This is a genomic window from Escherichia coli (assembly GCF_036503815.1).
Lineage (GTDB): Bacteria > Pseudomonadota > Gammaproteobacteria > Enterobacterales > Enterobacteriaceae > Escherichia > Escherichia coli_F.
This window is the reverse complement of record NZ_AP027764.1, coordinates 1,328,337-1,352,034: the sequence shown is the minus strand read 5'-3', so window position 1 is coordinate 1,352,034 and position 23,698 is coordinate 1,328,337. Positions and strand designations below refer to the sequence as shown.

Here is a 23,698-nt window from a genome sequence, read left to right as displayed (position 1 = left end):
AGCACGATGAAAGAAAAAACGATCATTATTGTCGGTGGCGGGCAAGCGGCGGCAATGGCTGCGGCCTCGCTACGCCAGCAAGGGTTCACCGGTGAGCTGCATCTGTTTTCCGATGAGCAACATCTTCCTTATGAACGCCCCCCGCTCTCGAAATCCATGTTGCTGGAAGATTCCCCGCAGTTACAGCAGGTGTTACCTGCTCACTGGTGGCAGGAAAACAATGTTCATCTGCATTCCGGTGTAACCATCAAATCGCTGGGCCGCGACACAAGAGAGTTAGTGTTAACCAACGGCGAAAGTTGGCACTGGGATCAGCTGTTTATGGCAACCGGCGCGGCAGCCCGACCGCTGCCGTTGCTTGATGCACTGGGAGAACGCTGCTTTACCCTGCGCCATGCCGGCGATGCCGCCAGACTGCGAGAAGTTCTGCAGCCCGAACGGTCAGTCGTGATTGTCGGTGCCGGAACTATTGGTCTGGAACTGGCTGCCAGCGCCACGCAGCGTGGATGTAAGGTGACAGTGATTGAACTGGCGGCAACCGTCATGGGCCGTAATGCACCACCGCCCGTGCAACACTATCTTTTACAGCGCCATCAGCAGGCTGGTGTGCGCATTCTGCTCAATAATGCCATTGAACATGTGGTCGATGGTGAAAAAGTAGAACTGACGCTGCAAAGTGGCGAAACGCTTCAGGCCGATGTGGTGATTTACGGTATTGGTATCAGCGCCAACGACCAACTGGCTCGCGAGGCCAACCTTGATACTGCCAATGGTATTGTCATTGATGAAGCTTGCCGCACCTGCGATCCCGCGATCTTTGCCGGTGGCGATGTGGCAATCACCCGTCTTGATAATGGTGCACTACACCGCTGCGAAAGCTGGGAAAACGCCAATAACCAGGCGCAAATTGCCGCTGCCGCAATGTTGGGGCTACCGCTTCCGCGACTGCCGCCGCCGTGGTTCTGGAGCGATCAGTACAGTGATAACTTACAGTTTATTGGCGATATGCGTGGCGATGACTGGATTTGTCGTGGCAACCCGGAAACTCAGAAGGCGATTTGGTTTAATCTGCAAAACGGCGTGCTTATCGGTGCAGTCACGCTGAATCAGGGCCGTGAGATTCGCCCAATCCGCAAATGGATCCAGAGCGGCAAAACGTTTGATGCGAAACTGCTGATAGATGAGGACATCGCGCTTAAATCACTGTAACCAGGATAATTAGCGAATATCTCAACGCCTGGGGCGTGGCGAGGTACCAGAGTGTGTATTACGTTTAAATCACATTATCTTGCAAAGGGATTGGTTATGAACACACTACGTTATTTTGATTTTGGTGCTGCCCGCCCCGTTTTGTTATTAATTGCCCGTATCGCCGTGGTCTTAATTTTCATTATTTTTGGTTTTCCCAAAATGATGGGCTTTGACGGTACGGTCCAATATATGGCCTCGCTGGGTGCGCCAATGCCGATGCTGGCAGCGATTATTGCGGTAGTTATGGAAGTGCCCGCCGCGATTTTAATCGTGCTTGGCTTTTTCACCCGTCCGCTGGCGGTGCTGTTTATTTTCTACACGCTGGGTACGGCGGTGATTGGTCACCATTACTGGGATATGACCGGCGATGCGGTTGGGCCAAATATGATTAATTTCTGGAAGAATGTCAGTATCGCTGGCGCATTCCTGCTGTTGGCAATTACCGGGCCGGGGGCAATTTCTCTCGATCGGCGTTAGGAAAGATGCCGGATGCGGCGTGAACGCCTTATCCGGCAATTTATAAATTACAGTAACGCAACCCGCAACGACATCTCTGACGTTGTTGATTCCCCCGGCGCAAGCGCAATGAGGTCACCTCCTTCCGGGCGATGATGGTCATCCGGCGCATGGCTCATCGGTTCCAGACAGAAGAAATCAAACGCATATCCTTTATCAAACGCCGGGTCGGAAACAAAGATGAAATAACATGGTGCAGGCGGCGTCGTTTCCATGATGATGGCATAACCCTCCTGCGGCTGCTCAATGCGGGCCTGACCATTCCATCCGGCAAAGCCATTGTTCACCCACTGGTGCGGCAACGGCGCGAGCTGGTTGAAATCCAGCTCCTGCGGTAGCTGCTCGCAAAACTCACCCGCCAGCCACTGCTCCCGCTCCAGCCAGTAACCGCTCGCCTGCGCCTGAATCCGCGTTTGTGGTGACAACGGAAAATAAGGATGCCAGCCGGTACCAAATGGCAGCGTCTCTGCCCCTTGATTGGTGACAGAGAGCGTCACCGTCAGCGTATCTGCCGTTAAATGAAACGCCTGACTTACCCGATAGTGATAAACACCGCTGCGATGTTCATACACCAGACACAAGCTATCATCGCTGCGCGAGACACATTGCCACTGCCCCAGCCAGCCGTCGCCGTGCAGATAGTGCGCATCCCACTCAACATTCGGTTGCAGTTGATACTCACGCCCCTGCCAGACAAAACGGTTGCCACTCACCCGGTTTGCAAACGGCACCAGCGGAAAACAAGAGGCATCGGTTGCCACACCGCTTTTTTTACCGGGACGTAAGAGCGGCGTCGCGTCACGCCAGAAGCCTTCGATGACGCCGCCCCGGTCAGAAACGTCCAGCTTTAGCGGCCCGTGAGATAAGGTATAGATGGTCATCCGCTGACTCCTTAATCCGGGAAGTTAATCACAACTTTCCCGCATTTACCGCTCGCCATCAGCGCATAGGCATCTCCTGCCTGTTCCAGTGAGAAGCGATGGGTAATGGCATTACGCGGCCACAGTTTCCAGTCCGTTAAATCGTGGGCGCATTTTTCCATATGGAACAGACTGGTCACCCAGGAGCCAATAATCCGCCGTTGATGGTGCATCAGGTCGGCGCTAACCTCGAACTCCACTTTTCCGGTTTCCCCGATGTAAACCACGCGTCCCCAGTCAGCGGTGGATTGCAACGCCAGTAAGCGACCTGCGGCATTACCGGAACAATCGAGCGCAACATCCGCGCCGCCGTGGGTAAGTTCGGCGATAATCTGCGGCAGACTTTCAGTGGTTGCTAAATAGCCGTGATCCATCACCCCTAACTGTTTCGCCATTGCCAGACGTTCCGGCAGCATATCAACGCCGATGATCCTTTTTGCACCGCGACCTTTCGCCAGCATCATCGCCATCATGCCGACCGGCCCCAGACCGACCACCAGCACGTTATCACTGCCGGAAACTTCGCCGCGCAAAATCCCTTCATACGCTGTACCAACGCCGCAACTGATAAACGCACCATCTTCATAGCTCAGCGCGTCCGGCAGAAGGATCAGATCTTTTTCTTCCGCCAGCAGGTATTCGGCATGACCGCCGTCACGCTGCCAGCCGTAAGCGGCTTTTCCTTCGCCAGTACAAGAGATAGGAAAACCGCGACGGCAGTTCGGGCAAAAACCACAGCCAGAAATGTGATACACCAGCACGCGGTCGCCCTCTTTAAAATGGCGGCAGCCTTGCCCCATCGCCACAATTTGCCCGCACGGTTCATGACCGTTGATAAATCCCTGGTATAACGGTTTATCGGGAGCCGCCGCTGTGGCGCGGTGTTGATGATAGATATAGTGGACATCGCTTCCGCAAATCCCGGAGGATTTCATTTTAATCAGTACCTGGTTAATCCCCGGTGTCGGCACCGCAACTTCCCGCAGATCGACGGTCGAATTTCCTGGTAAATAAGCTGCCAGCATCGTTTTCATAATTCCCTCATTAACAATACGATTAATTTTCATCCCTGCCGCACCCGCGCCAGGGGCGTTAAGGTTTAGCGTTTCGCTTTACTGCTTCGCTGGGTCAGCAAGATATTCGCCAGAACCGCCACCACGATGATGACGCCGCGCACCACCTGCTGGAAAAAAGAGTTAATCCCGAGCAACACCAGACCGTTACCGATTAGCGTAATCACCAGCACACCAAGCAATGTACCGAACAAGGAACCGCGACCGCCGGAAAGTGCCGTACCGCCGACCACGACCGCAGCGATGACGTCAAACTCCAGACCGTTTGCCGCACCTGCGTTACCAGAACCGAGGCGAGCTGCCAGCAAAATGCCGGTCACCGCCGCTAATAATCCCGAAAGGGTAAAAATAAGAATGCGCACCCGACGAACGTTGATACCGCACAACTGCGCTGCCGTCGCATTACCGCCAACAGCAAAAACCGAGCGCCCGAAGGCGGTTTTGCGGCTAATGAACACAAACAGCGCAAACAACACCATCATGATCAGCGCGGATACCGGCACACCGAGAAATTGTCCCCCCAGCCAGTCCAGTACCTCGTTTTCGTCAATCGGCACTGGCAGGGCGTTAGTCATAAACAGCCCCATTCCGCGCAGGGCGCTCCACAGCCCCAGCGTGGCAACGAAACTGGGCACGTTAAACACGCCGCGCAGCACGCCGGCCAGCGTCCCCATCAGCGCGCCTAACAGCAACACCAGCAGACAAGCAATCGCCAGCGGAACGTTAAATTGCAGCAAAAATGCCAGGCACACCGAGACAAAAGCCACCATCGGTCCAACGCTGACATCAATTTCACCGGAGATAATAATCAGCGTCATCGCCCAGGCGGCGATCCCGATGGTGGCAGCATCGCGCAGCACGTTCATTTGGTTATTCAATGAGATAAAGCCCGGTGCGTTCAGGGAGAAGACCAGATAAAGAATGGCGATTACCACCAGCAAACCAATCTCATTAATATGGCGACTGACAAATTGTTTGAGCGAGACGCTCTTGCCCTGCGGCAATGATAATGACGAAGCAGACATCTTCAGGTTCCTCGGTAAAATTCATCAGTGCACAGACAGAATGGCGGACATCAGCTCATCCACATTGACCGGCGAGTGAAACTCCTGCGAGAACGTACCGTGCTGTAATAACAGGATGCGGTCGCACACCAGCGGCAACTCCTCCACTTCACTGGAGATAAACACCACGCTTTTCCCTTCGGCAGCCAGCTCGCGGACAATACGGTAAATCTGCTGTTTGGCTTCGATATCGACGCCGCGCGTTGGCTCGTCGAGCAATAAAATCTGGCTGGCGGCATAGACCCAACGACCGATCACCACTTTTTGCTGATTGCCGCCAGAAAGCGTGCCAATAGGCGTTTCGCTACTGGCTGCCTTGACCGTCATCCGCTGCATCACCTCTTCGGTCAGGCGGCGGATGGTGTACCATTGCAGCACACCGTTGGCGCTGATTTTTTGCCGATTGGTCAGCACTGTATTTTCGTCAACGCCCAACCAGGGAATGATCCCCGCTTCTTTGCGGTTTTCTGGCGTATAGCCAATGCCGCGTTTCAGCATGTCGCCGTAATCGGGGCGCGTGATTTTCTCGCCGTTGATAACAATATCGCCCTGTTCATACGTCTCCAGCCCAACAATCGCCTTCAGCAATTCACTGCGCCCTGCCCCCAGCAGACCAGCAATGCCGAGCACTTCGCCGCGACGCAGGGAAAAACTGATCTCCGTAAGTTTTGGTCTGTGGCGTAACGCGCGAACTTCCAGTACGGTCTGGTCCGCAATCTCCTGAGCTACAACCGGTGCAAGATCAACGTGATCGCGCCCGAGCATCAGCGACACAATATGACGGGTTGAGGTGTTTTCGAGCATCACATCGCCCGCCACCTGACCATCGCGCATAACGGTGGCACAGGAGGCAATGCGGCGAATTTCTTCCATCCGGTGGCTGACATAAATCACCGCCACGCCCAGTGCTGACATTTTTTTCACGGCGCTGATCACCAGTTCAACTTCCGTACTGGCAAGCGAGCTGGTCGGTTCATCAAGGATGACCACGCGCGGCTCGCCTTTCATCACCCGCGCAATTTCCACCAGTTGCTTTTGCGCCGGACTTAGTGTCGAAACAAGTTGTTCAGGACTAACGTCAACGCCCAGCGCCTGCAAGCAACGTTGGGCGTCCTGCGCCATTTGCAGGTAATCAATCATGCCGTTGCGGCGGGGCCACTGACCGAGGCAGAGGTTTTCCGCCACTGTCAGCCCTTCCACCAGACTTAATTCCTGATAAACCGCGCGTACCCCCAGTTCAGCGGCACGGCGAGTCAGCGTAGCTTCGTCACCTTCCAGTCGCGTCTCGCCAATCCAGATATCACCGCTATCCGGACGTTCGCTACCGGTAAGCATTCGAATGAGGGTCGATTTTCCCGCACCGTTTTTGCCTAACAGCGCGCGAACTTCGCCTTTATTGAGCGTAAAGTTAACGTTATCCAGCGCAACGACACCGGGGTAACGCTTATTTCCTGCCACCACTTTTGCTACCGGAACTGCCTCTGTTGCCGTGAACATAGGGACCTCTGCGAATCAGCGATTAGGGCAGACCATCAACGTGTGTTGCCAGCCACTGTTTACCGTCTTCCGTTTTGGTATAGAGATCGATTGGTACCTGAATCACTTTTTCACCGTCGGCTTGTTTATTGATAACCTTCAATGTTTGCGCGAAAACAGCATTGCCCATTTTCTTACCGGAAATATCCACTACCGCTTTCAGCACCTGGTTATTTTCCAGTTCCTGAGCAATTTCAGTGGTCATATCTGAACCGAAAACGGCAATTTTTCCAGCCTGATTTTGATTACGTACCGCTTTTACCGCGCCGAGTGTCGCTCCACCCGATTCCCCCATAATGGCGTTGAGATCTGGCGTGGAGATAATCAGTTTTTCACCAACAGAAATCGCTTTATCTAAAACAGTCCCTTCCTGATTAGCGACAATTTTCGCGCCGGGAACGCGGGCTTTTAATACTTCTTCAAACCCTTTACGTCGTTGCACACAAACTTCAAAGGCTTCGCAATTGATGACAGCAATTTTCGGCTGGTCAATTTTGTTAGCAATAAAATAATCGGCGGCAGCGTTACCCAGTTTTTTACCAAATTCCAGCGGATCGCCAACCAGATATGCCGAGACATATTTATCGACACCCTTTTGATTAATACAGGTGTTGTAGCAAATCACCGGAATACCCGCCTCACTGGCGCGGCGAACGGTGCGGCTACTGCCATTTTCAGACACTGCCGACAAAATAATGGCATCGACATTACGCGCCACGAGGGTATCAACAAAGGTACTTTCTTTCGAAATATCGCCCTGGGCGTTAGTTTCAATTAACTGTACCTGTACTGAAGAATCTTTTGCCGCATCCTGAACGCCCTGGCGCACTCCAGCGTAATATCCCTGGGTATCAAGGTATATTGCGCCAATGGTCATTTCTTTATCCGCAGCGTTGGCAAATAGTGTGCTACCTAATAGCGTAGCCATTAATAATAGATTACGGGTTGTTCTCATTTTTTTAGGCATAGTGCCTCCTGTAGGGTTTTTATTTACAACGGCTTATTTTAATTATTTGAGCGTGAGCGGCAGCGCGTGCCGCTCAAATATTACAGTTAATAAGGTTTAGTGAACGCGGTTAAAAATAAAAGGCATCACGGTGGTGAATAATGGCGCTTTCGGCCAGGCCGGATTAATCGCCGTCAATTCAGCGCGAGCAGATTCGTATTGCGCAATCTCGCCTAATCCCGCGGCCGCCAGCATCGCCACCATCAGGCATTTTTCTTTATGCTGCTGTTGTAAATCGCCATACAGCGACAACAAGTCAGGCTGCGAGACGGCAAAGAAATCCGCTTCGATACTGGTTTTTGCCATCTCTTGCGCCCACTGTTTCATTTCAATAAACAGTTGCTGTGCGGTTTGTTGTTCGCCCAGTAATCGCAGCGCCATCCCTTGCCAGAAGAGATAATCAACCGGTTGATCGTTGTAATAACTGTGGATGTTAATAGTGCGATCACCCGTCGCCGCCAGACGTAAACAACGCGTCGCTGCAGTTTCATCGCCCTGGGCTTTGGCACATATCGCCTGCCAGAACCAGATGTCGTTGTCAGTTTGCCCCGGTAAACGGCCTTCGCTTAAATTCTCCGGATAGTGCAGCGCGGCATGAAGCAGTTCGCTGGCCTGCTGCGGTTGTCTGGCATCAAGGTATTGCCAGGCGCGTAACAACTGGTTGAGGATAAACTGACTGGTGACTTTCCCTTCTCCGCCTTCCCACGGATGGAATTTACGCGTGGCGAGAATCTCTGCCGCTTTGTCGGCCTGACCAGTGAGATGCCACAAATTGAGCAATTCTGCGGTCATGTCATCACGCTTCAGGGCGATTTCCAGATTAGCTTCCAGACGCGCCAGACGTTTTTCTGGTGCAGCACCGGTTAACTTATCCAGCAAATCCCGTTCGAATAGCAAACGTGCATCCTGCGGCGCAAGTTGATAAGCATTATCAAGATAACGCGCAGCCAGTTCATAATCATGCTGCTTATTCCACGCATGGATTGCCAGCCCACGCCATCCGTCGGCAAACTCCGGCGACATCTCAACGCAACGCTGCCATAAGGCAATGGCTTTGTTGTAACTGCGCTTGTTGTAGTAGAAACAGGCCAGTAAATGCCGGGCAAACCAGCACTCTTCGATACTCTCCAGCGCCGCCACTTCTTCCAGCGTATTAGGGAAACGGACAAACTGCGGGAAGACATCAATAGCTTTTGCGACCAGTTCTCCGCGTTCAGCTTTTGGCAGCAAACTGGCTTGCAGGTAAAGCGGTAGCGTGCGCTGACAGTCCAGTGCGTTCAGCATCTCTGCCGCCAGAGCGGGCATGCCCCAGTTAATCAGTTGCCCGGCGGTCATCAGGGCGTTAACGTCGCGTCCCTGACACAGACCTCGCCACTGTACGAGGGCAGATTCGCTACAACCATCGAACCAGTTCAGCCACCACAGAGTGGCGTTCAGCGGATAATCACGCAGCAACTTCTCTCGCTGCAAACGCGCGTTGTCCTGACGACCACTTAACACCAGCAGCAGGTTATGCAGGCAAAGCACTTCCTGATTGGTTGGGCAGGCGCGAAGACTTTGTTGGCAAAAATCCAGACCCGCGTCGAAGTGACCATTACGCGCCGCCAGCCGTGCCAGACCATAATAGCCACCGGCTTTACTGTTTCCGCTCCAGACCGCACGCCAGAAATCCTCTTCGGCTTGTTGATATTGCCCCTGACGTTCGTAAGCACTGGCGCGAATTAAACTCGCCTGTCCGCACTGCGGGTTTTTGTTCAACGCATGTGCGCGTTTCAGCGCCTGAGTGGCATACGCCACCGTTTGCGGGAAGTCGGCGCGGTTATATTCCAGCATCGCCAACGCCAGGTTACAGCGATAATCCAGCGGGTCCAGCGCCACGCCGCGCAGGTAGTAATCGAAGGGGGAACGGCTGGCATGATGATATTGCTCCAGATGCTGACCGATAAACCAGGCTTCATCTGTACTGGTAATCTCTTGTGCTGCCAGTGGCGCTTTGGCGACGTCCGGCAACGGCAACTCTTGCGGCTGATGTTCCTGATAACTCAGTACGATATTGCCGTCAGCATCGGAGAGTTCAATGGTTAGTCTGTCAGGATTGATACCATGCAACACGCCCTGAATGGCGTTCGCTGGCGTCAGAGCCACAGCATCGTCGAGCAACGCGTTGCATCTGCCGATTTCGCGGATCGCCAGCCGGTATCCGTTCAACGGAGAGATGGCATACAGCCCCCACTCAATCCCCCGCTCGCTACGCTGGAGTTTAATCACCGCATCGCGGGAGGCGTTTTGCACCATGCCCAGAGAATGATAAGGCAGGAAATACTGCTCGAAACGCTTCTCTTCGTAAGCATCAAGCCAGGTAAAATCGGGCTGGTTATCGGCAAAAATACCCGTCATCAGTTCGATATACGGGCCGTTATTGTCGGTCAGGCTCTTATCCCACGCCTGGCCGAATTCACTGTGTCCCCAGCTCCACTGTTTTTTACCTGGCGCGATGTGGTGGTTGGCAACGTGTAGCAAACCGCCATCTTCATCGTGACACCATGCGCCAACAAAATCGTACTGCGATTTTTCGGCCATATACGAAGTCGGCACTGGCACATTTTTATAGCGAGAAATATCCACTCCGGCGGAGTAGTCCACTTTGTAGTAAGTGCCGGTAGCGATAGGGAAAGCTGAAACAGCCCGTTTGCCGTGATCAAACACCGCCGTTACATCCGGCGGGAAAACGCTCTGATGCCCTTCGCCACCTTTCACTGCCGGGTTGGCCCACCACAAGAAATGACGCGGCGTGGCATTGCCGTTATAGACGCGGCTGGCGATTTCCAGCGCCGCCCGGTCAGGGCGTAGTGTGAAACCGGTCATCACCTGTAAACCGTGCATCGGCTCCGTTTCGCCGACCCACACCGTCTGTGCGCCGTCTTCATGGGCTTCGAGGGTGAAATCAACGGGCATAAAGGTGGTTGGGCGATGGTGTTGTGGCCAGTTAAACTCAATCCCGCCCGAAATCCACGGCCCCAATAGCCCTACCAGCGCCGGTTTAATCACCTCATTGTGATAGACAAAATCGCGCTGTTTCACTTTATCCCAAGCGCGATGCACCCGACCGCCCAGCTCCGGCAGGATCATCACTTTGATATAGTCGTTTTCCAGCCACACCGCTTGCCAGGATTTCAGGACTTTCTGCTCGCTCAGCGTATCGGTCACGCCGTAGGGATAAACCGCGCCGGACGATCCCTGATAAACGCGATTTTCCAGGAACATAGGGTGTATATCCTGCGGCCCGGTTTCATAAGTCGGGATCTCAACGCGCTCTTGCCACACTTTTACTGGAGTCATGGTGCCCTCAATATTAACAAGACATACTGAATTAAAAGATTTGTGGCAGTGTATTGAACAATCTGGCAATGTTTTCGCGGAATAATCACGCAATTAACTAAACAAGGTTTAGTGAATATGAGAGCCTGCATTAACAATCAACAGATCCGCCACCATAACAAATGCGTGATTCTGGAACTGCTGTACCGGCAAAAGCGCGCCAATAAATCAACGCTGGCCCGGCTGGCGCAAATTTCAATTCCAGCGGTCAGTAATATTTTGCAGGAGCTGGAAAGCGAAAAACGGGTGGTGAATATCGACGATGAAAGCCAGACGCGCGGGCACAGTAGCGGTACATGGCTGATCGCGCCGGAAGGTGACTGGACGCTGTGCCTGAACGTAACGCCCACCAGCATTGAGTGTCAGGTCGCTAATGCCTGTTTAAGTCCGAAAGGCGAATTTGAGTATTTTCAGATTGATGCACCGACACCGCAGGCTCTGTTGTCCGAAATCGAAAAATGCTGGCATCGTCATCATAAACTGTGGCCGGACCGTACTATCAACCTGGCGCTGGCAATCCACGGTCAGGTTGATCCAGTGACTGGCGTGTCGCAAACCATGCCGCAAGCGCCGTGGACAACGCCGGTTGAGGTGAAGTATCTGCTGGAAGAGAAGCTGGGCATTCGGGTGATGGTCGATAATGACTGCGTGATGCTGGCGCTGGCGGAGAAATGGCAAAATAATTCGCAAGGACGGGATTTCTGCGTGATCAACGTTGATTACGGTATTGGCTCGTCGTTCGTGATCAACGAGCAAATTTATCGCGGCAGTTTGTATGGTAGCGGACAGATTGGTCACACCATCGTTAATCCGGATGGCGTCGCCTGCGACTGTGGACGTTATGGCTGCCTGGAAACCGTCGCCTCGTTAAGCGCATTAAAAAAACAGGCGCGAGTATGGCTAAAATCACAACCGGTGAATACTCAGCTTGATCCTGAAAAATTGACAACCGCACAATTAATCGCTGCCTGGCAGAGTGGAGAGCCGTGGATCACCAGCTGGGTTGACCGCAGTGCCAACGCCATTGGTTTGAGTCTGTATAACTTCCTCAATATCCTCAATATTAATCAGATTTGGCTGTATGGTCGCAGCTGCGCCTTTGGTGAGAACTGGCTTAATTCCATTATTCGCCAGACAGGATTTAACCCGTTCGACCGTGACGAAGGACCGAGCGTGAAAGCGACGCAAATTGGCTTTGGGCAATTAAGCCGCGCACAACAGGTGCTGGGGATTGGCTATTTGTATGTTGAGGCGCAGTTACGACAGATTTGATGGCGCGATAACGTAACAAGGCTTCCCGAAGAAAGCCTTGATGATCACAAACGAAAAATTGCCTGATGCGCTACGCTTATCAGGCCTACACGGAGATTGCAATATATTGAATTTGCAAGAATTTGTAGGCCTGATAAGGCGTTCACGCCGCATCCGGCATGAACAACGAGCACATTGTCAGCAAATCACCGTTTCGCTTATGCGTAAACCGGGTAACGTGCGCAGATATCGAGAACTTTGCCTTTGATGCGCTCGATAACCGCTTCATCATTGATGCTGTCCAGCACGTCACACATCCAGCCAGCCAGTTCTTTCGCTTCGGCTTCTTTAAAGCCACGACGGGTAATCGCTGGAGTACCTACACGAATACCGGAAGTCACAAACGGGCTCTTCGGATCGTTCGGTACGCTGTTTTTGTTGACGGTGATGTTAGCACGGCCCAGAGCGGCGTCAGCTTCTTTACCGGTCAGGTTTTTATCAACCAGATCAACCAGGAACAGGTGGTTATCAGTACCGCCGGAAACCACTTTGTAGCCGCGCTCCAGGAATACTTCTACCATGGCTTTAGCGTTTTTCGCGACCTGCTGTTGGTAAGTTTTGAACTCAGGTTCCATCGCTTCTTTCAGAGCAACCGCTTTACCAGCGATTACGTGCATCAACGGGCCGCCCTGACCACCAGGGAAAACGGCAGAGTTCAGTTTTTTGTACAGTTCTTCGCTACCGCCTTTCGCCAGGATCAGGCCGCCGCGCGGACCCGCCAGGGTTTTGTGAGTGGTGGTAGTCACTACGTGAGCATGAGGAACCGGGTTCGGGTAGACGCCAGCAGCGACCAGTCCCGCAACGTGCGCCATATCAACGAACAGGTAAGCACCGATGCTGTCAGCGATTTCACGCATTTTCGCCCAGTCAACCACGCCGGAATATGCAGAGAAGCCACCGATGATCATTTTCGGCTTGTGTTCTTTGGCTTGTTTTTCCAGATCGGCGTAGTCGATATGACCGGTAGCATCGATACCGTAAGGAACGATGTTGTACAGTTTACCGGAGAAGTTAACCGGAGAACCGTGAGTCAGGTGACCGCCATGCGCCAGGTTCATACCCAGAACGGTGTCGCCGGGTTCCAGCAGCGCGGTGTAGACCGCAAAGTTCGCCTGGGAGCCGGAGTGCGGCTGGACGTTAGCGTAGTCAGCGCCGAACAGTTCTTTCGCGCGATCGATCGCCAGTTGTTCAACGATATCAACATACTCGCAACCGCCGTAGTAGCGTTTGCCCGGATAACCTTCAGCATATTTGTTGGTCAGCTGAGAACCCTGCGCCTGCATTACGCGCGGGCTGGTGTAGTTTTCGGAGGCGATCAGTTCGATGTGCTCTTCCTGACGTACTTTTTCCTGCTCCATAGCCTGCCACAGTTCGGCATCATAATCGGCAATGTTCATTTCACGCTTTAACATCCGCATCTCCTGACTCAGCTAACAATAAAATTTTCGGCCTTTATAGGCGGTCCTGTTGGACAACGGCGAACAGTATAACCGAATCATTGTGCGATAACAGGTCTTGACAAAGGAATTTACGCAAACGATTACCTTCAGGCTGCGCAAGGCTTTGGAGAATAAAGAGCTTGCAACCGTAAACGGATTTCTTTTCAGGTTTGTGATGCAAATTTTTCACTTCATCACATTCTTCATGAAAAACACCAAAGAACCATTTACATTGCAGGGCTATTTTTTATAAGATGCATTTGAGATACATCAATTAAGATGCAAAAAAAGGAAGACCATATGCTTGACGCTCAAACCATCGCTACAGTAAAAGCCACCATCCCTTTACTGGTGGAAACAGGGCCAAAGTTAACCGCCCATTTCTACGACCGTATGTTTACTCATAACCCAGAACTCAAAGAAATTTTTAACATGAGTAACCAGCGTAATGGCGATCAACGTGAAGCCTTGTTTAACGCCATTGCCGCCTACGCCAGCAATATCGAAAACCTGCCTGCGCTGCTGCCAGCGGTTGAAAAAATCGCTCAGAAACACACCAGCTTCCAGATCAAACCGGAACAATACAATATCGTCGGTGAACACCTGTTGGCGACGCTGGACGAAATGTTCAGTCCGGGCCAGGAAGTGCTGGACGCGTGGGGTAAAGCCTATGGCGTACTGGCTAATGTATTTATCAATCGCGAGGCAGAAATCTATAACGAAAACGCCAGCAAAGCCGGTGGCTGGGAAGGTACTCGCGATTTCCGCATTGTAGCTAAAACACCGCGCAGCGCATTGATCACCAGCTTCGAACTTGAGCCGGTGGACGGCGGTGCAGTGGCGGAATACCGTCCGGGGCAATATCTCGGCGTCTGGCTGAAGCCGGAAGGTTTCCCGCATCAGGAGATTCGTCAGTACTCTTTGACCCGTAAACCTGATGGCAAAGGCTATCGTATTGCGGTGAAACGCGAAGATGGCGGGCAAGTATCCAACTGGCTGCACAATCACGCCAACGTTGGCGATGTTGTGAAACTGGTCGCTCCGGCAGGTGATTTCTTTATGGCTATCGCAGATGACACGCCGGTGACGTTAATCTCTGCCGGTGTCGGTCAAACACCAATGCTGGCAATGCTCGACACGCTGGCAAAAGCAGGCCACACAGCACAAGTGAACTGGTTCCATGCGGCAGAAAATGGCGATGTTCACGCCTTTGCCGATGAAGTTAAGGAACTGGGACAAGCACTACCGCGCTTTACTGCGCACACCTGGTATCGTCAGCCGAGCGAAGCCGATCGCGCTAAAGGTCAGTTTGATAGTGAAGGTCTGATGGATTTGAGCAAACTGGAAGGTGCGTTCAGCGATCCGACAATGCAGTTCTATCTCTGCGGCCCGGTTGGCTTCATGCAGTTTGCCGCGAAACAGTTAGTGGACCTGGGTGTGAAACAGGAAAACATTCATTACGAATGCTTTGGCCCGCATAAAGTGCTGTGATTTGAGGTTGCCGGATGGAGACATCCGGCAACCCTGACGCGGTTTAAATTGCCGCGTCGTCCTCTTCGCCAGTACGGATACGAATGACCCGTGCCACGTCAAAGACGAAAATTTTACCGTCACCGATTTTGCCGGTTTGCGCCGTGCGAATAATCGTATCTACGCAGATATCGACAATGTCGTCCGGCACGACAATCTCAATTTTTACCTTCGGCAGAAAATCCACCATATACTCCGCGCCGCGATACAGCTCGGTATGGCCTTTCTGGCGGCCAAAACCTTTCACCTCGGTGACCGTCATGCCGGTAATGCCGACTTCAGCCAGTGCTTCGCGGACATCGTCCAGCTTGAAGGGTTTAATAATCGCATCAATCTTTTTCATGCTATTCCTTGAAAAGGTCGCCTGTCTTTTGATCTGCTAAACGTAACACATAACGCCGATTCATTCCTTGAAATCGTTTGCATCCAGCTCGTGTCGGGAAAGCAGTTTATAAAATTCTGTCCGGTTGCGCCCCGCCATTCTCGCCGCGTGGGTGACATTACCTTTGGTGATTTGCAGCAGCTTACGCAAGTAGTTGAGTTCAAACTGATTACGCGCCTCAACAAAGGTTGGCAGAGCCGTATTTTCGCCCTCCAGCGCCTGCTCGACTAACGCATCACTAATCACCGGAGATGATGTTAGCGCCACGCATTGTTCAATCACGTTGACCAACTGGCGCACATTACCCGGCCAGCTCGCGGTCATCAGTCGTTTCATTGCATCGGTGGAGAATGCGCGGACAAACGGTTTATGTCGCTCTGCCGCCTGGCGCAATAAGTGGTTTGCCAGTAGCGGAATGTCTTCTGTGCGCTCCGCCAATGCCGGAATTTTCAGACTGACAACGTTGAGGCGATAGTAGAGATCTTCACGGAATTCCCCGCGCGCCATCGCCTTTGGCAGGTCACGGTGAGTGGCGGAAATAATCCGCACGTCGATATCAATATCGCGGTTGCTGCCCAGCGGGCGCACTTTGCGCTCCTGCAACACGCGTAGCAGTTTGACCTGCAACGGTGCGGGCATGTCGCCAATCTCATCGAGAAACAGCGTACCGCCTTCCGCCGCCTGGAATAAACCTTCACGATTGCTGACAGCGCCAGTAAACGCGCCACGCGCATGACCAAACAGCTCTGACTCCAGCAATTGCTCGGGCAATGCGCCACAGTTAATAGCAATAAACGGTTTGCTGTTGCGCGGGCTGGCGTTGTGGATCGCCTGGGCAAAAATCTCTTTCCCGGTACCGCTCTGACCGTTAATCAAAACGCTAACATCTGACTGCGCCACCAGCCTCGCCTGTTCCAGCAAACGTAGCATCAGCGGGCTGCGGGTGACAATCGCCTCGCGCCAGCGTTCGTCGGTGGTTGGCGCGGATTGTTCCAGCGCATCATCAATTGCCTGATACAGCGCGTCTTTATCGACGGGCTTGGTGAGGAAACTGAACACGCCCTGCTGTGTCGCGGCAACCGCATCGGGAATGGAGCCATGCGCGGTGAGGATGATTACTGGCATACCTGGCTGCACTTTCTGGATTTCAGCAAACAGTTGCATACCATCCATTTCATCCATCCGCAGATCGCTGATGACTAAATCTACTTTTTCACGATTCAGTATCCGCAATCCTTCAGCTCCACTTTCCGCCGTGACCACGCTGTAGCCTTCACTGGTCAGACGCAGGCCAAGCAGTTTCAGCAATCCTGGATCGTCATCGACCAGTAATAAATGCGCAGGTTTATGGCTCATCAGGAGTGACCTCATGGGTAGATGGCGCGGGCTTTTCACTCTCGTGCGGCGTATCCGGCGAGAAATTGCCAGCCGGTTTGCGGGTCGAGAGCTGACGTTCAATATCGGTCAGATTTTCCAGCTTGCGGGTGGTGAGCTCCAGTTGCTGCTGTAGAACGTGATGTTGCTGGCGCAAAGTATCCAGTTCGCTGTCGCTGGACTGCTGGAGTTTGCTGTAGCGTTGGCGCTCTTCCGCCAGTTGCAGTTGCAGCGCCTGACCGTCGCGCCACAGTTGATACAGTGGGCGAACCTGTGCCGGGATCTCGGTACTTAACGCATCAATGCGCGCGACCAGCTGGCGGCGCTCATAAGGCGTAATTTTGGCGTCAGCGAGCAAAATCCCTTGTTTGAAGATATTTTGCCAGCTGCCGTCGTCATATTGGCGGGCTTGCTGACGCGACTGCGCAGGCATTAAACGTTCAGCACAATCCATCGCCCGCAGCCAGTAAAGCGGATTGGTTTCGGTTGACTTACCTTGCAGTGCCCAGATGTCGCTGCATTCAGTAGAAAGATAGTCAGCCAGTTGATAAACCGGAATTTTTTCTTCTGCTGGCGCATCAATAGCTGGCTTATTGTGACTCTGCACGCAACCCAGCAATGCCAGACATGGCAGCCCTGCCAGCCATAGCCGTCGGGGCAATAATCGTTGAAAAATGTGTCGCATATTCACCAGACTTAAAACCTATCCCAGTGGGCGTAATTGTTGCAGGCAGTTTGGACATGGACAGCGCGGAGAAACCGGAGCGTACACGTAGTACGTAAGGATTTCGAGCACTGCACGAGGCCAAACTGGCAAATAAAATAGCCTGATGGGATAGGCTCTTAACATTATTTCGTGTTTTTCGACGACGGTAATTCAATGCGGAAGCAAACCTCTTGCCCGCTCTCGTCGACCAGATACAGTTCCCCCTGCATACGGCGAATACAATCCCTGGCAATGCTTAATCCCAGACCGCTGCCCTTCACCGCCCCTTTTCGCTGGTGGCTTCCCTGAAAAAAGGGTTCGAAGATCATGGCGCGTTCCTCTTGCGGAATGGGTGTGCCTGTATTGATGACATCAATATAAACCCGCGCGCCATGTAAACTGCTGCGAAGGCAAATGTTACCGGATTCAGCCCCGTAGTGCACCGCATTGGAGTAAAGATTATCCAGTACGCTCATCAGCAGCATTGGCTCCGCCAGGCAAGCAGTTGCTTTGAGATCGACGTCGGTATGCATCATTTTAGCCCGTGCGGGCAGGCTATGAGCAGAAACCACCATTTCCACCAGCGGTGCTAACTCTACACTCTCCAGTTCCACTGCACCGTCCGCCTGTTTACGGTTGTAATCAAGCAGTTGTTCGATCAGTTTTTGCAAATTGCGGCTGCTGCTATCAAGGATGCTCACCACCTCTTTTTGCTCGGGCGTAAGCGGCCCGACAACCTGGTCAGCCAGTAATTCAGTGCCCTCGCGCATACTCGCCAGCGGGGTTTTTAATTCATGAGATAAATGTCTTAAGAATTGATGGCGCTGGGATTCCAGCCATGACAGGCGCTCACTTAACCAAAGAATACGTTGCCCAACCGAGCGTAACTCACTCGGTCCACTGAACGAAACGCTATTGCCCAGAGAACGCCCTTCCCCCAGACGGTTGATCATCCGTTCAATATTTTTCACCGGGCCGATAATCATCCGCGTGAAAAGCAGTACCATCACCAGACTTACCAGAAATAACACCAGCGATTGCCAACCAAAATATTGCCCACGTTCGGCGATTTCACGCTGAAGCTGCTGTCCGCGAGAGAACACCACTGTGCGCGTGGCCTGTACCATTTCGGTATTGGCACTGGCAAAGGCTTCCAGACGCGCGGCGGCAGCAGCATCGGGACCGCTGTTGTTACACTGAAGTTGAGCCAGATTGTTCAAATCCTGACGCAATGCCTGGTAAAGTTTATCGTCCGGCAGTACGCCTGCGTGGGCATCGAGCATTTCGCTGTAACGCTTGCGCTGGCTTTGATAAACCTTCGCCAGAGTTGGGTCGTCCAGCACGCAATACTGACGGTAGCTACGCTCCATCTCCAGCGCCGCGTTGGTCATCGCTTCACTGCGCCGGGCATCAATAAGCGTAGTGCGGTTAACCAGCGCCGCCTGATCGCTAAGCGCATTCAGGCTTTGCCAGGCTTGCCATGCCAGCACCAACAGGGGTAGCAGAATCAGCAAAAATGCCAGCATTACCAGTTGTCGTAATGAGCGGGGAAAAACGGGCCAGCGTTTCAAGGTGTTACTCTCGTCAGACGCGAATAGCCTGATGCTAACCGAGGGGAAGTTCAGATACAACAAAGCCGGGAATGACCCGGCTTTGTTATGGAATAAGGCGGTGCCTAACTCGACGTTTCGCCCGAGGGTTGATATAGCTAAGCTGATATCAGAAGTTGGACGGCAGGCACCTTGTTGTGCGTCATTCGAATTTTATGTAGCACGTCCCGAAGGGGCTGACATAAGTCGGTGAATGAGCCACTGATGACTATTATGCAGTAACTGTGCCAATAAATAAAATAGTTTGGTAACGTACTGATTATACGTTGTTTTGATGGATTTATGACTTCTTCGCTATTTGGGTGTAAATCAGCCATTGTGTCGCTAAAAAGAGACACCTTAAGATAAATTTATTAGATCCAAATAAAATCAATCAATTAAATGTCGCCAAAAAGCAACACAGTAAACCACCCATTGTCGTGATTTACAGACACAAAAAAAGCTCCCGGAGCTGGGAGCTTATGATAGTGGTCGGCGTTTAATGCCGGATGCGGCGTGAATGCCACATCCGGGCAGCAAAACCAATAGTTTGACGACTTACCCCAACTGCTTACGCGCATTGCGGAAAATACGCATCCATGGGCCATCCTCGCCCCAGTTTTCCGGATGCCAGGAGTTACTGACAGTACGGAAAACACGTTCCGGGTGCGGCATCATAATGGTGACTCGACCACTTTCAGTCGTGACCGCCGTAATACCATTCGGAGAACCGTTCGGGTTAGCCGGGTAGGTTTCAGTGACTTTGCCGAAGTTATCGACATAGCGCAGTGCCACCAGCCCTTTGCTTTCCAGTGCCGCCAGATGCGCCGCATCGCGCACTTCCACGCGTCCTTCGCCGTGAGAGACAGCAATCGGCATCTGCGAACCCACCATCCCTTGCAACAGCAGAGACGGGCTTTGGGTCACTTCTACCAGGCTGAAACGCGCTTCAAAGCGATCGGAGGTGTTACGCACGAAACGTGGCCACAACTCGCTACCTGGGATCAGTTCGCGTAGGTTAGACATCATCTGACAACCGTTACATACCCCCAGCGCCAGCGTTTGCGGACGGTGGAAGAAGGTTGCAAACTCATCGCGTACACGGTCATTGAACAGGATAGACTTCGCCCAACCTTCACCAGCCCCCAGCACGTCACCGTAGGAGAATCCGCCGCACGCTACCAGAGCGTGGAAATCCTCCAGGCTCGTGCGTCCAGCCAGCAGGTCGCTCATATGCACATCGATTGCATCGAAGCCTGCACGGTGGAAAGCTGCCGCCATTTCAACATGCGAGTTCACCCCCTGCTCACGCAGCACGGCAACTTTCGGACGCGCACCAGTGGCAATATACGGTGCTGCCACATCTTCGTTGATATCAAACGACAGTTTCACATTCAGGCCCGGATCGGCGTCGTTAGATTTCGCCTGATGTTCCTGATCGGCACACTCCGGATTGTCACGCAGGCGCTGCATCTGCCAGGTAGTTTCTGCCCACCAGACACGCAACGTGGTGCGGCTTTCGCTGAATACAGTCTGCCCGTTGGCGGTAATTACAAAACGGTCACCGGAAACCGCCTGCCCAACATAATGGACGCAATCAGCAAGCCCATGCTGTGCCAGTACCGCTTCAACTGCTTCACGGTCAGCGGCTCGAACCTGAATCACCGCACCCAGTTCTTCGTTAAACAACGCCGCCAGGCGATCGTCACCCAGAGTGGCGATATCCGCTTCAATACCGCAATGACCGGCAAACGCCATTTCCGCCAGCGTCACCAGCAGGCCACCGTCAGAGCGGTCGTGATACGCGAGCAGCTTACGCTGTGCAACCAGCGCCTGAATCGCGTCATAGAAGCCTTTCAGTTGCGCGACATCGCGTACATCTGCCGGTTTGTCGCCAAGCTGACGATAAACCTGCGCCAGCGCCGTTGCGCCCAGCGCGTTATTGCCTTTGCCTAAATCAATCAGCAGCAGTGCGTTATCTTCGGTAGAAAGCTGCGGCGTGATGGTGTGACGTACATCTTCCACGCGGGCAAATGCAGAAATCACCAGCGAAAGCGGCGACGTCATTTCGCGCTCTTCGCTACCTTCCTGCCAGCGGGTTTTCATCGACATGGAGTCTTTACCCACCGGAATCGTCAGGCCCAGCGCCGGACAAAGCTCTTCGCCCACCGCTTTAACGGCTTCATACAGGCCCGCGTCTTCACCTGGATGACCTGCTGCCGCCATCCAGTTAGCGGAAAGTTTAATGCGTTTGATATCGCCAATCTGCGTAGCGGCGATGTTAGTTAACGCTTCACCGACCGCCAGGCGGGCAGAAGCGGCGAAATCCAGCAGTGCAACTGGCGCACGTTCGCCTATTGCCATCGCTTCACCGTAGTAACTGTCGAGGCTGGCGGTAGTGACTGCGCAGTTAGCGACCGGCACCTGCCACGGACCCACCATCTGATCGCGCGCCACCATGCCGGTTACGCTGCGATCGCCGATGGTCACCAGAAAGGTTTTCTCCGCCACAGTCGGCAGATGTAACATACGTTTCACCGCGTCAGCGATGGTGATCCCTTCACGGGCCAGCGCGTCGCCTTTCGCTTTCAGCGTTTGCACATCGCGGGTCATCTTCGGCGTTTTGCCAAGTAGTACGTCGAGCGGCAGATCGATGGGTTGATTATCAAAATGACGATCGTGCAGAGAAAGATGTAATTCTTCGGTGGCCTCACCAATCACCGCGTACGGTGCGCGCTCACGCTTACACAGTTCGTCAAACAACGGTAACTGATCGGCAGCAACTGCCAGCACGTAGCGTTCCTGGGATTCGTTACACCAGATTTCCAGCGGGCTCATGCCCGGTTCGTCGCTCAGGATATCGCGCAGTTCAAATTTACCGCCGCGCCCGCCGTCGCTCACCAGCTCCGGCATGGCGTTAGAAAGACCACCCGCGCCGACGTCGTGGATAAACAGAATCGGGTTCGCGTCGCCAAGCTGCCAGCAGCGATCGATCACTTCCTGACAGCGACGCTCCATCTCCGGGTTATCGCGCTGTACGGAAGCAAAGTCGAGGTCGGCATCAGACTGACCAGACGCCATGGAAGACGCCGCGCCGCCGCCAAGACCGATGTTCATTGCGGGGCCGCCGAGAACGATCAGTTTCGCACCGACGTTGATCTCGCCTTTTTGTACGTGATCGGCGCGAATATTGCCGATCCCACCCGCCAGCATGATCGGTTTGTGATACCCACGCAGCTCTTCGCCGTTGTGGCTGTTCACTTTTTCTTCATAGGTACGGAAGTAGCCGTTCAGTGCCGGACGACCAAATTCGTTGTTAAATGCTGCGCCGCCCAGCGGGCCTTCGGTCATGATATCCAGCGCAGTGACAATGCGCTCAGGCTTACCGAAATCTTCTTCCCACGGTTGTTCAAAGCCAGGAATACGCAGGTTGGATACGGAGAAACCGACCAGGCCAGCTTTCGGCTTCGCGCCGCGGCCGGTGGCACCTTCATCGCGGATTTCACCGCCGGAACCGGTAGCTGCGCCCGGCCACGGAGAAATCGCCGTTGGGTGGTTGTGGGTTTCGACTTTCATCAGAATGTGCGCCGGTTCCTGATGGAAATCGTAGCGGCCCGTTTCGTGGTCAGCAAAGTAGCGGCCCACTTCAGAACCTTCCATTACGGCGGCGTTATCTTTATAAGCAGAGAGAACGTGATCCGGCGTGGTTTCGAAGGTGTTTTTGATCATCTTGAACAGCGATTTCGGCTGTTGTTCTCCGTCGATAATCCAGTCGGCGTTAAAAATTTTATGACGGCAGTGCTCAGAGTTCGCCTGAGCGAACATATACAGCTCGATGTCGTTCGGGTTACGACCCAGCTTTGTGAATGCATCCTGCAGATAGTCGATTTCATCTTCCGCCAGTGCCAGGCCAAGACGCAGGTTAGCGTCGATTAGCGCCTGACGGCCCTGCCCCAGCAAATCAACGCTGGTGACCGGAGTCGGTTGATGGTGTGCAAACAGCAGCTCTGCATCATCTAAAGCAGAAAAGACCGTTTCCATCATGCGGTCGTGCAGTTCAGCGGTCACCTGCTGCCATTGTTCATGGGTCAGCGTACCGGCTTCTATATAGTAAGCAACGCCGCGCTCAAGGCGGTTTACCTGTTGCAGCCCGCAGTTATGGGCGATATCGGTCGCTTTCGAAGACCAGGGAGAGATGGTACCAGGACGCGGGGTCACCAGCAGGAGTTTACCTTGCGGGGCGTGGCTGGCGAGTGCCGGGCCATATTTCAGCAGGCGTTCAAGTTGTGCGTGCTCATCATCGTTTAACGGCGCATTGAGGTCAGCAAAATGGACATACTCGGCGTAAATATTGTGAACCGGGAGCCTGGCAGCCTGAAAACGTGCCAGCAGTTTGTTGATTCGGAATGCCGACAATGCAGGCGAACCACGCAGAATTTCCATCATAAGTCTCTCGTCTTCTAAGCTTTCGGTGTACCCAAGGGGGGGAAACGGGCGTCATTATAAAGAATCTGATGCGCCGACGAAACCGTTTGCGTGGAAATAAAATCACCATTGTGAATTAGCAACGCGTGCCGCCAATGGCTGTAATAAGTTGCCAACTGGCGCTGGTTTACGCAAAAT

General features: G+C 53.2%; 16 protein-coding genes. 4 read left to right on the top strand and 12 right to left on the bottom strand.

Features of this window, described 5'->3' with window-relative positions; translation table 11 throughout:
• The first annotated feature begins 6 nt into the window (after positions 1-6).
• Positions 7-1,209: a phenylpropionate dioxygenase ferredoxin reductase subunit gene (hcaD, locus tag AABJ99_RS06555; protein WP_000660752.1), complete on the top strand. Its 1,203-nt coding sequence runs from the start codon at positions 7-9 to the stop codon at positions 1,207-1,209.
• 96 nt (positions 1,210-1,305) lie between these two features.
• Positions 1,306-1,728 (top strand): DoxX family protein, encoded by a 423-nt coding sequence (gene yphA, locus AABJ99_RS06550; protein WP_001094726.1) that lies wholly within the window; start codon positions 1,306-1,308, stop codon positions 1,726-1,728.
• A gap of 47 nt (positions 1,729-1,775) precedes the next feature.
• On the opposite strand, the gene yphB is transcribed toward yphA, so the two are convergent.
• The 6 genes from yphB to yphG all read right to left on the bottom strand — a co-directional run bounded on the left by yphB (position 1,776) and on the right by yphG (position 10,705).
• The gene (gene yphB / locus AABJ99_RS06545) at positions 1,776-2,648 is read right to left on the bottom strand and encodes an aldose 1-epimerase (protein WP_000158524.1); all 873 of its coding nucleotides are present in this window, start codon (positions 2,646-2,648) and stop codon (positions 1,776-1,778) included.
• A gap of 11 nt (positions 2,649-2,659) precedes the next feature.
• On the bottom strand, positions 2,660-3,754 hold the full coding sequence (gene yphC, locus AABJ99_RS06540) for a zinc-dependent alcohol dehydrogenase family protein (RefSeq protein WP_160523786.1): 1,095 nt from the start codon (positions 3,752-3,754) through the stop codon (positions 2,660-2,662).
• A gap of 32 nt (positions 3,755-3,786) precedes the next feature.
• On the bottom strand, positions 3,787-4,785 hold the full coding sequence (yphD, locus tag AABJ99_RS06535) for an ABC transporter permease (protein WP_039020969.1): 999 nt from the start codon (positions 4,783-4,785) through the stop codon (positions 3,787-3,789).
• 24 nt (positions 4,786-4,809) lie between these two features.
• Positions 4,810-6,321 carry a sugar ABC transporter ATP-binding protein gene (gene yphE, locus AABJ99_RS06530; RefSeq protein WP_039020970.1) on the bottom strand — a complete coding sequence of 504 codons (1,512 nt, stop codon included), beginning with the start codon at positions 6,319-6,321 and terminating at the stop codon, positions 4,810-4,812.
• A 22-nt stretch (positions 6,322-6,343) separates the two neighbouring features.
• Positions 6,344-7,327, bottom strand: coding sequence for a substrate-binding domain-containing protein (gene yphF, locus AABJ99_RS06525; RefSeq protein WP_001124915.1), 984 nt, complete (start codon positions 7,325-7,327; stop codon positions 6,344-6,346).
• A 96-nt stretch (positions 7,328-7,423) separates the two neighbouring features.
• Entirely contained in the window at positions 7,424-10,705 is a 3,282-nt protein-coding gene (gene yphG / locus AABJ99_RS06520; protein WP_039020971.1) for a DUF5107 domain-containing protein, read from the bottom strand.
• A gap of 117 nt (positions 10,706-10,822) precedes the next feature.
• Between yphG and yphH the strand changes: the two genes are divergently transcribed.
• Positions 10,823-12,016 carry an ROK family protein gene (yphH, locus tag AABJ99_RS06515; RefSeq protein ID WP_039020972.1) on the top strand — a complete coding sequence of 398 codons (1,194 nt, stop codon included), beginning with the start codon at positions 10,823-10,825 and terminating at the stop codon, positions 12,014-12,016.
• Positions 12,017-12,213: 197 nt separating this feature from the next.
• Here yphH and glyA read toward each other — a convergent pair whose 3' ends face one another.
• On the bottom strand, positions 12,214-13,467 hold the full coding sequence (gene glyA / locus AABJ99_RS06505; protein ID WP_000919159.1) for a serine hydroxymethyltransferase: 1,254 nt from the start codon (positions 13,465-13,467) through the stop codon (positions 12,214-12,216).
• 327 nt (positions 13,468-13,794) lie between these two features.
• Between glyA and hmpA the strand changes: the two genes are divergently transcribed.
• Positions 13,795-14,985: an NO-inducible flavohemoprotein gene (gene hmpA, locus AABJ99_RS06500; RefSeq protein WP_039020973.1), complete on the top strand. Its 1,191-nt coding sequence runs from the start codon at positions 13,795-13,797 to the stop codon at positions 14,983-14,985.
• A 43-nt stretch (positions 14,986-15,028) separates the two neighbouring features.
• Here hmpA and glnB read toward each other — a convergent pair whose 3' ends face one another.
• From glnB to purL, 5 genes are all read right to left on the bottom strand, one after another.
• The gene (gene glnB, locus AABJ99_RS06495; RefSeq protein WP_000717691.1) at positions 15,029-15,367 is read right to left on the bottom strand and encodes a nitrogen regulatory protein P-II; all 339 of its coding nucleotides are present in this window, start codon (positions 15,365-15,367) and stop codon (positions 15,029-15,031) included.
• Between the two features lie 60 nt (positions 15,368-15,427).
• Complete coding sequence (gene glrR, locus AABJ99_RS06490; RefSeq protein WP_001353028.1) at positions 15,428-16,762, bottom strand: two-component system response regulator GlrR; 1,335 nt, start codon at positions 16,760-16,762, stop codon at positions 15,428-15,430.
• Positions 16,752-17,465, bottom strand: a complete 714-nt coding sequence (gene qseG, locus AABJ99_RS06485) for a two-component system QseEF-associated lipoprotein QseG (RefSeq protein WP_001215870.1) — start codon at positions 17,463-17,465, stop codon at positions 16,752-16,754. The genes glrR and qseG overlap by 11 nt, the downstream gene beginning before the upstream one ends.
• Positions 17,466-17,629: 164 nt before the next feature.
• Positions 17,630-19,057 carry a two component system sensor histidine kinase QseE/GlrK gene (qseE, locus tag AABJ99_RS06480; protein WP_001353026.1) on the bottom strand — a complete coding sequence of 476 codons (1,428 nt, stop codon included), beginning with the start codon at positions 19,055-19,057 and terminating at the stop codon, positions 17,630-17,632.
• A gap of 576 nt (positions 19,058-19,633) precedes the next feature.
• Positions 19,634-23,521 carry a phosphoribosylformylglycinamidine synthase gene (gene purL, locus AABJ99_RS06475; protein WP_000970070.1) on the bottom strand — a complete coding sequence of 1,296 codons (3,888 nt, stop codon included), beginning with the start codon at positions 23,519-23,521 and terminating at the stop codon, positions 19,634-19,636.
• Between the last annotated feature and the right edge of the window lie 177 nt (positions 23,522-23,698).

Bases quoted from the DNA above. Each gene is read 5' to 3' on its own strand.
- yphC (WP_160523786.1), bottom strand. From the start codon at position 3,754: ATGAAAATTAATCGTATTGTTAATGAGGGAATTATGAAAACGATGCTG.
- glrR (WP_001353028.1), bottom strand. From the start codon at position 16,762: ATGAGCCATAAACCTGCGCATTTATTACTGGTCGATGACGATCCAGGA.
- yphB (WP_000158524.1), bottom strand. From the start codon at position 2,648: ATGACCATCTATACCTTATCTCACGGGCCGCTAAAGCTGGACGTTTCT.
- yphG (WP_039020971.1), bottom strand. From the start codon at position 10,705: ATGACTCCAGTAAAAGTGTGGCAAGAGCGCGTTGAGATCCCGACTTAT.
- qseG (WP_001215870.1), bottom strand. From the start codon at position 17,465: ATGCGACACATTTTTCAACGATTATTGCCCCGACGGCTATGGCTGGCA.
- yphD (WP_039020969.1), bottom strand. From the start codon at position 4,785: ATGTCTGCTTCGTCATTATCATTGCCGCAGGGCAAGAGCGTCTCGCTC.
- glyA (WP_000919159.1), bottom strand. From the start codon at position 13,467: ATGTTAAAGCGTGAAATGAACATTGCCGATTATGATGCCGAACTGTGG.
- purL (WP_000970070.1), bottom strand. From the start codon at position 23,521: ATGATGGAAATTCTGCGTGGTTCGCCTGCATTGTCGGCATTCCGAATC.
- hmpA (WP_039020973.1), top strand. From the start codon at position 13,795: ATGCTTGACGCTCAAACCATCGCTACAGTAAAAGCCACCATCCCTTTA.
- glnB (WP_000717691.1), bottom strand. From the start codon at position 15,367: ATGAAAAAGATTGATGCGATTATTAAACCCTTCAAGCTGGACGATGTC.
- yphH (WP_039020972.1), top strand. From the start codon at position 10,823: ATGAGAGCCTGCATTAACAATCAACAGATCCGCCACCATAACAAATGC.
- yphA (WP_001094726.1), top strand. From the start codon at position 1,306: ATGAACACACTACGTTATTTTGATTTTGGTGCTGCCCGCCCCGTTTTG.
- yphE (WP_039020970.1), bottom strand. From the start codon at position 6,321: ATGTTCACGGCAACAGAGGCAGTTCCGGTAGCAAAAGTGGTGGCAGGA.
- hcaD (WP_000660752.1), top strand. From the start codon at position 7: ATGAAAGAAAAAACGATCATTATTGTCGGTGGCGGGCAAGCGGCGGCA.
- yphF (WP_001124915.1), bottom strand. From the start codon at position 7,327: ATGCCTAAAAAAATGAGAACAACCCGTAATCTATTATTAATGGCTACG.